This is a genomic window from Cellulomonas sp. ES6, from assembly GCF_030053835.1.
Taxonomy (GTDB): Bacteria; Actinomycetota; Actinomycetes; order Actinomycetales; family Cellulomonadaceae; genus Cellulomonas.
The window spans coordinates 3367407-3379807 of sequence record NZ_CP125655.1 but is presented as its reverse complement, the minus strand read 5'-3'; the positions used below and the strand labels follow the sequence as shown (position 1 = coordinate 3379807).

Sequence of the window (12401 nt, the reverse complement as noted above, 5' to 3'; positions counted from 1 at the left end):
CCGAGGCGGTGCGCGCCGGCCGAGGCGGTGCGCGCCGGCTGAGGCGGTCGCGCCGGCCGAGGCGGCGTCAGCGCAGCCGCAGCCGCCGCGCGAGCCGCAGCGCCGCCGTCACCTGCGCGGTCCACCGCTCCGGCGGCCCGGCGAGCACGCGGCCCGGCCCCGCCGGCGGCAGGACGGCGCGCCCCGCGAGCCGCACCCCGTGCACGCCGCGCTGGACCGCGACCGTGCGCGTCACGGTCAGCGCCAGCAGGCCCTCGCGGCCGTGCCGCCGGCCCCAGCCGGAGTCCCCCCGGCCGCCCTGCGGGGCGGCGACCGAGCCCCACGACGCCTGGTAGCCGTCGTTGACGGCGACGGAGCCCGCCCGCAGCCGCGCGGCGAGCGCCTGCCCCCGGCGCGCGGACCGCGTCCAGATGCTCGCGTGCAGCGCGGATGACGAGTCGTCGGCCGCCGCGACCGCCTCGTCGTCGGACGCGACCCGCTGCACCGCCACGACGGGCCCGAACGTCTCCTCCCGGAACGCCCGCGCATGGGCGCCCACGCCCTCGAGCACGGTCGGCTCGTACACGTACGGGCCGACGTCCGTCCGGTGCCGCCCCCCGGCCAGGACCCGCGCGCCGCCCGACAGGGCGTCCTCCACGTGCTCCACCACCCGGGCGAGCTGCTCCGCGGAGGTCAGGGACCCGACATCCGACCGGTAGTCCAGCCCCACGCCGATCCGCAGCGCGCGCGTGCGCCGCACGAACGCCGCCAGGAACGCGTCCGCGACGGCCTCGTGCACCAGCAGCCGCTCCACCGACACGCACAGCTGGCCCGTGCCGCCGAAGCACGCCCGCACCGCCCCCTCGGCCGCGGCCTCCACGTCCACGTCGTCCGCCACGTACATCGCGTTCTTGCCGCCGAGCTCCAGCGTCGTGGGCACCAGCCGCTCCCCCGCGCGCGCCGCGACCACCCGGCCGGTGGCCGTGGACCCGGTGAACACCAGGTGGTCGACGTGGTCGGCGACGGCCGCGCCCACGACGGGTCCGCCGCCGAGCACCACCTGCACCAGCCCGGGCGGCATGCCGGCGTCCTCGAGCAGCTCCACCGCCCACAGGGCCGTCAGCGGCGTCTGCGGGTCCGGGCGCAGCAGGACGGCGTCCCCGGCCGCGAGCGCCGGCAGCACGTCGCCGAGCGTCAGGCTGAGGGGGTAGTTCCACGGCGCGACGACGCCGACCACCCCGACCGGGTCGTGCCGGACCCGCACCGACGTCAGCCCCGGGACCAGCCCCGGCCGTCGCTCGGGTGCGAGCAGCGCCGGCGCCCGCTGGCCCAGGTGCCGGGCGACGAGCGCGACGTCCGCGACCTCCTCGAACGCCGAGGCGCGCGCCTTGCCGTTCTCCAGCTGCACCAGGTCCAGCACGTCGCTCTGCCGGGACAGCAGCAGGTCGTGCACGCGCAGCAGCAGGCCCGCGCGCCGTCGCGCGGGGACGGCCGCCCACCGGCGCTGCGCGGCCCGGGCGGCGCGCGCGGCGCGGGCGACGTCGTCGGGCGTGGACACGGGCAGCGTCGCCAGGGGCGCCCGGGTCCAGGGCGCGTGGTGCGTCGCGGTGCCCGCACCGGGCGACGTCACCACCCGCCGGGCGAGGTCGCGCAGGTCGTCCGGCTCGAGCACCAGGGTGGCGAGCGGGTCGGTCTCCGGGTCCAGGACGCCGTGGTCGGGCACCATGCGCGCCAGGGTACGCGCGCGCCCCGCGGGAGTCGCCGGGCCGCACCGGGCCACGCCCGCACACCGCCGGGGCCGCTCCCCGCGGCCGGCGCGTCAGAGCCCGAGCGCCGCCCGCGCCTCGGGCGTCACCCGCGCCGTGACCGCCGCCCGCGCCGCCGCGGGGTCCGCCGCCGCGAGCGCCGCGTCCGCCATCTCCCGGCACTGCGCGAGGGTGTGTCGGCGCAGCGCGTACCGCACGGCGGGCAGCGCGGCCGGGGACATCGACAGGCTGGTGACGCCGAGCCCGGTGAGGACGAGCGCCATGAGCGGGTCCGACGCCGACTCCCCGCACACCCCCACGGGCCGGTCGCGCCCGGCGCCCGCCCGCGCGGTGGCGGCGACGAGCTCCAGCACGGCCGGCTGCCACGCGTCGAGCAGGTCGACGAGCTCGCCGCGCAGCCGGTCGGCAGCCATCGTGTACTGCGCCAGGTCGTTGGTGCCGAGCGAGACGAAGTCCACCTCGTCGAGCACGCCGGCGGCGCGCAGCGCGGCGGCCGGGACCTCGACCATGACGCCCGCCGTGCGCAGGCCCGCGTCCCGGGCGGCGGCGGCGAACGCCCGCGCCTCCCCCGCGGTCGCGATCATCGGGGCCATCACCCAGGGGTCCGTGCCGGTCTCGTGGCCCGCCCGCGCGAGCGCCGTGAGCTGGTCGGCCAGCAGCCCGGGCGCGGAGCGCACCAGCCGGTAGCCGCGCACGCCGAGGGCCGGGTTCTCCTCCGGGGTGAGGTTCGCGAAGGCCAGCGGCTTGTCCGCGCCCGCGTCGAGGGTCCGCACGACGACCTTGCGCCCCGGCCCGACGGCCCGGAGCACGCGCGCGTAGACCTCGGCCTGCTCGTCGACCGTCGGCGCCCGCTGCCGGCCCAGGAACAGCACCTCGGTGCGGAACAGCCCGACGCCCTCCGCTGCGGTCGCGGACAGCCGCTCCGCGTCCTCGGCGGTGCCGATGTTGGCGAGCAGCGCGACGCCGTGCCCGTCGGCGGTGGCGCCCGGCGCGGTGTCGTCCTCCAGCGCCCGCTCCGCCGCCGCGCGGGCCGCGAACGCCGCGCGCGCGTCGTCGTCGGGCTGCACGAGCACGGTGCCCGCGGCGGCGTCGACCCCGACCACCACCCCGTCGGGCAGGCCCGCGGCGCCGGCGGTGCGCACCACGCAGGGGATGCCGTTCTGCCCGGCGATGATCGCGGTGTGCCCCGTGGGGCCGCCCTCCTCGGTGACGAGCGCCAGCACCCGCTCGAGGTCGAGCGCGGCGGTGTCGGCCGGCGCCAGGTCCCGGGCGACGACGACGGACGGCTCGCGCAGCTCGGGGACGCCGGGGGCGGGCAGCCCCGCCAGGCGGGCGACCACGCGGTCCCGGACGCTGCGCAGGTCGGTCACGCGCTCGGCGAGGTAGCCGCCGGCCTGCTCGAACATCGCGGCGAACTGGCCGACCACCGCGTCGAGGGCCCCGACGGCCGGGTCGCCGCCGCGCACGCGTGCGAGCACCTGGTCGCGCAGGGCGGGGTCGTCGGCCATCATCGCCGTCGCGCCCAGCACCTCGGCGACGGTCCCGCCCGCCCGGTCGGCCTGCGCGCGCAGCGCCTCGGCGACGTCCGCGAACGCGGCGACGACCGCGTCGGGCACGTCGGCCTCGGGCACGCGGGCGCCGTCCCGCACCACGGGCGCGTCGGCGGGCACCGCCGGGGCGGGCTGCACCCGCACGACCGGGCCCACGGCGACGCGCCGGCCCACCCCCACGCCGTGCAGGAGCGTCCCGGGGGCGGGAGGGGCGGTGGACTCGGTGCGCGTGCTCATGGTCTCTCCGTCGAGGTGGGGGCGAGCGGGTGCGGGTTCGGGGGCTGCGGGCCCGGGCGGGCCCTCAGAGCTCCTTGAGGGCGAGGGCCGGGTCGGGGTCGGCGACGACCACCACCTCGCCGGGGCGGACGTCGGCGGGGCACGGGGCCTCGGTGCCGGGGAGCAGCACGGCGGCGCGTCCCCACGCCACGGCGCGCCGCAGCCGCTCGGCGGGCTCCCCGGGGGCGGCCAGGTACCCGGCGAGCGTGGAGTCGCCGGCGCCGACCGTGGAGACGGGCAGCAGCGGCGGCCCCCCGGCCCACCAGGATCCGCCACCGGTCACGAGCAGCGCGCCGTGCGCCCCGAGGCTGACGAGCACCGCGTCGGTCCCCGCGGCCCGCACGGTCGCGGCGGCGGCCAGCACGTCCCCGACGGTCACGAGGTCCCGGCCGGCGAGCTCGGCGAGCTCCTCGTCGTTGGGCTTCACGAGCGCGAGGCCGCCGTGCCGCACGGCCGCGGCCAGCGGCTCGCCGGACGTGTCGAGCACCACCGGGACGCCGTGCCGCGCACCGAGGTCGGCCACCCGCGTGAAGAACGCGTCGTCGACGCCGGCGGGCAGGCTCCCCGCGGCGACGACCGCCGTGGCTCCCGCGAGCACCTCGGCCTCCACGGCGGCGAGCAGCGCGTCGACCTCCGCGGCGGACAGCGCCGGCCCGGGGGCGTTGATCTTGGTGGTCGCGCCGCTCGACTCGGTGAGCGTGATGTTGGACCGGGTGTCGCCCGACACCGGCACGGGACGGGCGGTCACCCCCTGGGCCGCCAGCAGCGCGACGAGCTGGGCGCCGTCCGCGCCGCCCGACGGCAGCACGGCGCAGGTCGCGACGCCGTGCACCGCGAGCGCCCGGGACACGTTGATCGCCTTGCCGCCGGGGTGCTGGTGCGTGCCGACCGCCCGGTTGACCTCGCCGGGCAGCAGGACGTCGAGGTCGAGCGCCCGGTCCAGGCTCGGGTTGGGCGTCAGGGTGACGACGCGGGGCGTCCCGGCCGCCCGCGACCCGGTCACGCCCGCACCACCCGGGGACCGGCGGCCTCGATCTCGTCGGCGACCTCGGGCTGCACGCCCGCGTCGGTCACCAGCGTGTCGACCTCCGCGAGCGGTGCGACGTGCGCGAAGTCCTCCCGGCCGAGCTTGCTGTGGTCGGCCAGCACCACGATGCGGCGCGCGGCCTGCACCAGCGCCCGCTTGACCGCGGCCTCCGCGAGGTCGGGCGTCGTGAGCCCGTGCTCGACGCTCAGCCCGTTGGTCCCGAGGAACGCCACGTCGGCCCGGATGTCGGCGAGCTCGCGCAGCGCCCAGGTGCCGACCGCGGCGAGGGTGCGACCACGCACCGTCCCGCCGACCAGGTGCAGCGTGATGCCGGGGCGGGTGGCCAGCACGGTGGCGACCGGCAGCGCGTGCGTGACGACGGTGAGCTCGCGGTCGGCCGGCAGGAGCTCCGCCAGGCGCACGGTGGTCGTGCCGGCGTCGAGGATCAGCGAGCCGCCGTCGGGCAGCTCGTCGAGGGCGGCCTTGGCGATGCGGTCCTTCTCCCCCGCGAGCAGGCCCTCGCGCTGGGCGAGACCGGGCTCGAACCCGAGCTGCTCGACGGGGATGGCGCCGCCGTGCACGCGCCGGACCAGGCCGTGGCGCTCCAGCACCGTCAGGTCGCGGCGGACCGTCTCCGGCGTGACGTCGAGCCGGGCGGCCAGCGACGCGACGTCGACCCTCCCGTCGCGCCGCGCGGCGGCGAGGATCTGCTGCTGGCGCTCGGTTGCGTACACGTCCGCTCCGTCAGGGTCCCGTGCCGTCGGGTGTCGCCCGGCGGCGGTGCGGGTCCAGCATGGCGCAGGTCAGGCCCGAAACGCAAGCAAACAAACCGACTCGGGCGCGGATCCACACACATCCGGGCAGGAACGGGCAGCCGCCCCGCCCGCCGGGCTCAGCGGGGCTGGTACGGCGAGACCACGATCTCGACGCGCTGGAACTCCTTGAGGTCCGAGTACCCGGTCGTGGCCATCGCCCGGCGGAGCGCCCCGATGAGGTTGAGCGACCCGTCGGCGGTCGACCCCGGGCCGAACAGCACCTGCTGCAGCGTCCCCGCCTGCCCGACGTGCACCCGCTCCCCGCGCGGCAGGTCCGGGTGGTGCGCCTCCGGGCCCCAGTGCCAGCCGCCGCCCGGCGCGTCCGTCGCCCGGGCGAGCGCGGCCCCGAGCATGACGGCGTCCGCCCCGCACGCGACGGCCTTCACCAGGTCGCCCGACCGACCCACCCCGCCGTCCGCGATGACGTGCACGTACCGGCCGCCGGACTCGTCCAGGTAGTCCCGGCGCGCGGCCGCGACGTCCGCGACCGCCGTGGCCATCGGGGCGTGGATCCCCAGCGAGACGCGCGTGGTGTGCGCGGCGCCGCCGCCGAACCCGACGAGGACGCCCGCCGCGCCGGTGCGCATCAGGTGCAGCGCCGCGGTGTACGTTGACGCGCCGCCCACGACCACCGGCACGTCGAGCTCGTAGATGAAGCGCTTGAGGTTCAGCGGCTCGGCCCGGCCGGAGACGTGCTCGGCCGACACGGTGGTGCCGCGGATGACGAACAGGTCGACGCCGGCGTCGACCACGTCCTTCCAGAACTCCTGCGTGCGCTGCGGGGACAGCGCGCCCGCCACCGTCACACCGGCGTCGCGGATCTCGCCGATGCGGCGGCGGATCAGCTCCGGCTGGATCGGCGCCGCGTAGATCTCCTGCATGCGGGCGGTCGCCTCGTCGGCCGGGAGCTCGGCGATCCGGGCGAGCAGCGGCTCGGGGTCCTCGTAGCGGGTCCACAGCCCCTCGAGGTCGAGCACGCCCAGACCGCCCGCGCGGCCGAGCGCGACGGCCGTGGCCGGGCTCATGACCGAGTCCATCGGCGCCGCCAGCACCGGCAGGTCGAAGTGGTAGGCGTCGATCTGCCAGCCGACCGAGACCTCCTCCGGGTCCCGCGTGCGCCGGGAGGGCACCACGGCGATGTCGTCGAAGGAGTACGCGCGCCGCCCCCGCTTGCCGCGGCCGATCTCGATCTCGTTGCTCACCGGCCCAGGTTACCGGCGTGGGCGCCCCCGGTGCCGGGCACGCCCACGCCGGAGCGGCGGGGCGGAGGTCAGCCCGCGACCGCCTCCACGACCGCCGCGCAGAACGCGGGCAGGTCGTCGGGGTTGCGGGACGTGATGAGGGTGCTGCCGCCCGCCTGCGACACGACGACCTCGCGGTCCACCCAGTCGGCGCCGGCGTTGCGCAGGTCGGTCGCCAGGCTCGGGTACGACGTGAGCGTGACGCCGTCCACGACGCCCGCCTCGATCAGCGTCCACGGGCCGTGGCAGATCGCCGCGACCGGCTTGCCCGCGCCGACCACCGCGCGCACCAGCGCCTGCGCGCCCTCCTGCGTGCGCAGGGTGTCGGCGTTGACGGTGCCGCCCGGGATGACGAGGGCGTCGACGTCGTCCGCCGACACCTGGTCGAGCGTGCGGTCCACCGGGTACTCGCCGCCCGGGTCGAGGTCGTTGTTGACGGCGCTCACCGTGCCCGCCTCCGCGGACACCAGCACGGGCGTGCCGCCCTCGTCGACCACGGCCTGCCAGGGCGCGGTCAGCTCGGGCTCCTCGATGCCCTTGCTGCTGGTCAGGAACGCGACGGTCCGGCCGGTCAGGCGTGCCATGACGTCTCCTCTCGGTGGGTGCTCCCCGCTGTCCGCGGGCTCCTCCCACCCTCACCCCCGCGGGGCCGGGCCGCATCTCGCCGGGCGCGGGCCGTCCGGCACGGCCCGGGCGGTGACAGGACGTGCCAGGCCGCGACAGGCCGGGGCCGGTTCCCCGGCCGCGTGGGTGGCCGGTGCGATGCTGACGGGGCAGGAAGGAGGACGACGCATGACCTGGACGGACGGGCCCCTGCTGGGCTTCGACACGGAGACCACCGGCGTCGACGTGGACCGCGACCGCATCGTCACCGCGGCGCTGGTACGGCGGGACGCGGCCGGCACGCACGTCCGGACGTGGCTGATCGACCCGGGCGTGCCGATCCCCGAGGCCGCGAGCGCGATCCACGGCATCAGCACCGAGCACGCCCGTGCGCACGGCTCGGCGCCACGCCCGGCGCTGGACGAGATCGCGGACGCCATCGCGGGTGCCGTCCGCGACGGGGTGCCCGTGGTCGCCTACAACGCGTCGTTCGACCTGTGCCTGCTGGAGGCCGAGCTGCGCCGCCACCACCTGCCCACCGTGGAGGACCGCCTCGACGGCGAGCTGCGGCCGGTGATCGACCCGCTGGTGCTGGACCGCGCGGAGGACCGGTACCGCAGGGGCAAGCGCAAGCTGGTCGACCTGTGCGGCGTCTACCAGGTGGTCGACACCGGCAGCCTGCACACCGCCGACGTGGACGTGGTCGCCACGCTCGACGTCCTGGAGCGGATCGTCGGCCGGTTCCCGCACCTCGGGGACCTCGACCTCGTGTCCCTGCACGACTACCAGGTGACCGCGCACCGGGCGTGGGCGGAGGCCTTCAACGCCTGGCGCGACGAGCGCGGCCTGCCCGGCCCGGGCGCGGAGCACACCTGGCCCAGCCGCGGTCGCCGGCCCCTGGCCCCGCCCGTGCACGACCCGGCCCGCGACCTGCGGTTCGCCGGCCGCCCGGTGCAGGACACGCTGATCGCCTGACCTGCGCCGTCACCTCACCCGTGACGTCCCGCCGGTGGCAGGGCGGCGTCGAACACAGGATCTCCCCATCCTGCGGCGCGCCGATATCTCATCCATGAGATACGTTCGGTCGGTGACCACGACTTCCGAGACCGCGACCGGCACGATCCCCGCCGTCCCCGCGCCCAACTCCCCCGTGACTCCCACGCTCCCCGAGCAGCTCGCCCACGTGGGCTCGCTCGTCCGGTCCGCCCGCCGCCACCGCGGCCTCACGCAGACCCAGCTCGCCGAGCTCCTCGGCACCAGCCAGTCCGCCGTCCACCGCATCGAGCAGGGCTCCCAGAACCTCAGCCTCGACATGCTCACGCGCATCGGCGCGGCGCTCGACGCCCCCATCGTGACCCTCGGCGGCCCCCAGCACACCCACCTGCGCGTGCAGGGCGGCGTCCGCCTCGAGGGACGGCTCGACGTCAACACCTCCAAGAACGGCGCCGTCGCGCTGCTGTGCGCCTCGCTGCTCAACCGCGGCACCACGCGCCTGCGCAACGTCGCCCGGATCGTCGAGGTGGACCGCATCGTCGACGTGCTGCGGTCCGTCGGCGTCCGCGCCACGTGGTCGAACGACGGCCACGACCTCGAGATCGTCGTGCCGAAGGACCTCGACCTCGAGGCCATCGACGTCGACGCCGCCCGCCGCACCCGCTCGATCATCATGTTCTTCGGCCCGCTGCTCGGGCAGCACGACGAGTTCCGGCTGCCGTACGCCGGCGGGTGCGACCTCGGCTCCCGCACCGTCGAGCCGCACATGATCGCCCTGCGCCCGTTCGGCCTGTCCGTCACCGCCAGCGGCGGCCGCTACCTGGCCCGCGTCACCGACCCGGGCACGGAGAACCTGTCGATCGTGCTGACCGAGCGCGGCGACACCGTCACCGAGAACGCCCTCATGGCCGCCGCCCGGCGCCCCGGCGTCACGACCATCCGCAACGCCAGCCCCAACTACATGGTCCAGGACCTGTGCTTCTTCCTGGAGCTGCTGGGCGTGCGGGTCGACGGCATCGGGACCACCACGCTCACCGTGCACGGCAAGGCGGAGATCGACGCCGACGTGGAGTACGCGGTGTCCGAGGACCCGGTCGAGGCGATGAGCCTGCTCACCGCCGGCATCGTCACCGGCTCGGAGATCACCGTCGGCCGCGTGCCGATCGAGTTCATGGAGATCGAGCTCGCGACGCTCTCCGAGATGGGCCTGCGGTACACGCTGTCGCCGGAGTACACCGCCCACAACGGCCGCACCCGGCTCGTGGACATCACGGTGCACCCGAGCGACCTGCGCGCGCCGCTGGACAAGATCCACCCGATGCCGTTCCCCGGCCTCAACATCGACAACCTGCCGTTCTTCGCGGTCATCGCCGCGTGCGCGACGGGCTCGACGCTGGTGCACGACTGGGTCTACGAGGGCCGGGCGATCCACCTGACGGACCTCACCCGGCTCGGCGCCGACGTGCGCCTGCTCGACGCGCACCGGCTGCAGGTGTCCGGCCCGACGCACTGGTCCGGCGCGGAGGTGTCGTGCCCGCCCGCGCTGCGGCCCGCCGTGGTGATCCTGCTGGCGATGCTCGCCGCCAAGGGCACGAGCGTGCTGCGCAACGTCGACATCATCGCCCGCGGGTACGAGCAGCTGCAGGAGCGGCTGGTCGAGCTGGGCGCGCAGATCGAGACCTTCCGCGACTGACCGCCGACGCGACGGGGCCGGGTGCACGCGCACCCGGCCCCGTCCGCGCGTCCGCCCGAGCACGGCCGCGAGGTCGTCAGTCCCGGCCGAGGTCGTCAGCCCGGCATGACGACCTCGGCCGCTGGTGACGACCTCGCGGCGGGAGGCGCGACGTGCGGGTCAGCGCACCGTGTAGTTCGGGGACTCCGAGATCATCTGGACGTCGTGCGGGTGGCTCTCCTTGAGGCCCGCCGGCGTGATGCGGACGAACTTCCCGCGCTGCTGCAGCTGCGGGATCGTGCGCGCGCCGACGTAGAACATCGACTGGTGCAGGCCGCCGACCAGCTGGTGCGCGACCGCCGCGAGCGGGCCGCGGTACGGGACCTGGCCCTCGATGCCCTCGGTGATGATCTCGTCGTCGGTGAGGTCGCCCTGGAAGTAGCGGTCCTTGGAGTACGACCGGCGGTCCCCGCGGCTCTGCATCGCGCCGAGCGACGCCATGCCGCGGTAGCGCTTGAACTGCTTGCCGTTGACGAACACCAGGTCGCCCGGGGACTCGTCGCAGCCGGCGATGAGCCCGCCGACCATGACGCTGTCCGCGCCGGCCACGAGGGCCTTGGCGATGTCGCCCGAGTACTGCAGGCCGCCGTCCGCGATGACCGGGACGCCCGCCGGCTTGGCCGCCAGCGACGCCTCGTAGACCGCGGTGACCTGCGGCACGCCGACGCCCGCGACCACGCGCGTCGTGCAGATGGAGCCCGGGCCGACGCCGACCTTGACCGCGTCCACGCCCGCGTCGACCAGCGCCTGCGCGCCCTCGCGGGTCGCGATGTTGCCGCCGATGACCTGCACGTGCCGCGTGGCCGGGTCGGACTTGATGCGGCGCACCATGTCGAGCATGAGCCGGGCGTGGCCGTTGGCGGTGTCGACGACGAGCGCATCCACACCGGCCTCGACGAGCGCGGTCACGCGGTCCCAGGCGTCGCCGAAGAACCCGACGGCCGCGGCGACGACCAGGCGGCCGGACGCGTCCTTGGTGGCGAGCGGGTACTGCTCGGACTTCACGAAGTCCTTGACGGTGATGAGCCCCTGCAGGCGGCCGTCGGCGTCCACCAGCGGCAGCTTCTCGACCTTGTGCTTGCCGAGCAGCGCCGCGGCGTCGTCGTTCGAGATGCCGACCGGCCCGGTGACCAGCGGCATCGACGTCATCGTGTCGCGCACCCGCCGGGTGGCGAACTCGGCCGGCGGCACGAAGCGCAGGTCGCGGTTGGTGATGATGCCGAGCAGCCGGCGGTCGTCGTCCACGACCGGCAGGCCGGAGACGCGGTACTTCGCGCACAGGGCGTCGAGCTCGGCGAGCGTGGCGTCGGGACCCACGGTGACGGGGTCGGACACCATGCCGGACTCGGAGCGCTTCACGAGGTCGACCTGGTGGGCCTGCGCCTCGATCGAGAGGTTGCGGTGCAGCACGCCGATGCCGCCCTGGCGGGCGAGCGCGATGGCCATGCGCGACTCGGTGACGGTGTCCATCGCGGCGGACACCAGGGGGATCGACAGGGAGATCTCACGCGTGAGGCGGGTCGTGGTGTCGACCTCGCTCGGGATGACGTCGGTCTCGCCCGGGAGGAGCAGGACGTCGTCGTAGGTGAGACCGATGAAGCCGAACGGGTCGGCAGGCGCGGCGGATCCAGGGGTACCCAGGTCGGTCATCCCCCGATGATACGGCGGTTCCCGACGGCACCCGGACGCCGGGGAGGTGACCTCCGCGACGCCCCGCGTCAGCGGATGAGGCCGCGCCGCAGGCCGATCGCGACGGCCTGCGCCCGGTCCGCCGCGCCGAGCTTGCGGAACAGCCGGCGGGCGTGGGTCTTGATGGTGTCCTCGGACAGGAACAGCTCCTGCCCGATCTGGGCGTTCGACCGGCCGTTGCTCATGCCGACCAGCACCTCGACCTCGCGCTTGGTCAGCGAGACCTCGTCGCGGGACGCGCCGGCCTGCACCGGCAGCTCCGCCCGTGCGACGGCGGGCGTGGGGGCGCTGGCGACGGCACCGTGCGCCGCGACCGCGTCCGGGACACCGGCGGGCAGTGCCGGGCTGGCGAGGATGTGGGCGGCGACCGCGGCGAGCTCCGCGCGGCCGACGTCCGGGGCGAGGTAGCCGCGCGCACCCAGGGCGATCGCCCGGTCCAGCGCGATCTCGTCGCCCGGCACCGCCAGCATGACGACCGTCGACTGGGACGGCACGGCCCGCAGCCTGCGGATCGCCTCGACCGGGCCGGGCGACGGCAGGTGCGCGTCGAGCAGCACGATCGTCGGGGGCACGCGGCGGGCGAGCGTGACCAGCTCCTCCACCGTGGCTGCGGCGCGGACCGGCGCGAGCGAGGGGACCCCCAGTGCCGTCAGGACGATGCGCTCCCGCACCGCCGTCGACCCGTGGCACACCACGACGCCAGCCATCGACCTCCGCCTTCCGCCTCTGC

10 protein-coding genes are annotated in these 12401 nt (G+C 76.3%); 2 read left to right on the top strand and 8 right to left on the bottom strand.

Annotation, left to right across the window (positions count from 1 at the left end):
• Positions 1-67: 67 nt before the first annotated feature.
• From P9841_RS15785 to P9841_RS15760, 6 genes are all read right to left on the bottom strand, one after another.
• The gene (locus P9841_RS15785) at positions 68-1705 is read right to left on the bottom strand and encodes a succinic semialdehyde dehydrogenase (RefSeq protein ID WP_283319545.1); all 1638 of its coding nucleotides are present in this window, start codon (positions 1703-1705) and stop codon (positions 68-70) included.
• Positions 1706-1798: 93 nt separating this feature from the next.
• Positions 1799-3532: a phosphoenolpyruvate--protein phosphotransferase gene (gene ptsP / locus P9841_RS15780; RefSeq protein ID WP_283319544.1), complete on the bottom strand. Its 1734-nt coding sequence runs from the start codon at positions 3530-3532 to the stop codon at positions 1799-1801.
• 64 nt (positions 3533-3596) lie between these two features.
• Entirely contained in the window at positions 3597-4574 is a 978-nt protein-coding gene (locus tag P9841_RS15775; protein WP_283319543.1) for a 1-phosphofructokinase family hexose kinase, read from the bottom strand.
• Positions 4571-5332 (bottom strand): DeoR/GlpR family DNA-binding transcription regulator, encoded by a 762-nt coding sequence (locus P9841_RS15770; RefSeq protein ID WP_283319542.1) that lies wholly within the window; start codon positions 5330-5332, stop codon positions 4571-4573. Before P9841_RS15770 ends, P9841_RS15775 begins: the two co-directional genes overlap by 4 nt.
• Positions 5333-5490: 158 nt before the next feature.
• A complete protein-coding gene (locus P9841_RS15765; RefSeq protein WP_283319541.1) occupies positions 5491-6615 on the bottom strand; it encodes a GuaB3 family IMP dehydrogenase-related protein in 1125 nt (374 codons plus the stop codon).
• Positions 6616-6683: 68 nt separating this feature from the next.
• Positions 6684-7238, bottom strand: a complete 555-nt coding sequence (locus P9841_RS15760) for a type 1 glutamine amidotransferase domain-containing protein (protein WP_283319540.1) — start codon at positions 7236-7238, stop codon at positions 6684-6686.
• A gap of 208 nt (positions 7239-7446) precedes the next feature.
• On the opposite strand from P9841_RS15760, the gene P9841_RS15755 reads away from it, so the two are divergent.
• Both P9841_RS15755 and P9841_RS15750 read left to right on the top strand, forming a co-directional pair.
• Positions 7447-8232, top strand: a complete 786-nt coding sequence (locus P9841_RS15755; protein WP_283319539.1) for an exonuclease domain-containing protein — start codon at positions 7447-7449, stop codon at positions 8230-8232.
• A 175-nt stretch (positions 8233-8407) separates the two neighbouring features.
• Positions 8408-9943 (top strand): helix-turn-helix domain-containing protein, encoded by a 1536-nt coding sequence (locus tag P9841_RS15750; protein WP_283321980.1) that lies wholly within the window; start codon positions 8408-8410, stop codon positions 9941-9943.
• A gap of 159 nt (positions 9944-10102) precedes the next feature.
• Here P9841_RS15750 and guaB read toward each other — a convergent pair whose 3' ends face one another.
• On the bottom strand, positions 10103-11632 hold the full coding sequence (gene guaB / locus P9841_RS15745) for an IMP dehydrogenase (RefSeq protein WP_283319538.1): 1530 nt from the start codon (positions 11630-11632) through the stop codon (positions 10103-10105).
• A gap of 68 nt (positions 11633-11700) precedes the next feature.
• Positions 11701-12378, bottom strand: a complete 678-nt coding sequence (locus P9841_RS15740) for a LuxR C-terminal-related transcriptional regulator (RefSeq protein ID WP_283319537.1) — start codon at positions 12376-12378, stop codon at positions 11701-11703.
• Between the last annotated feature and the right edge of the window lie 23 nt (positions 12379-12401).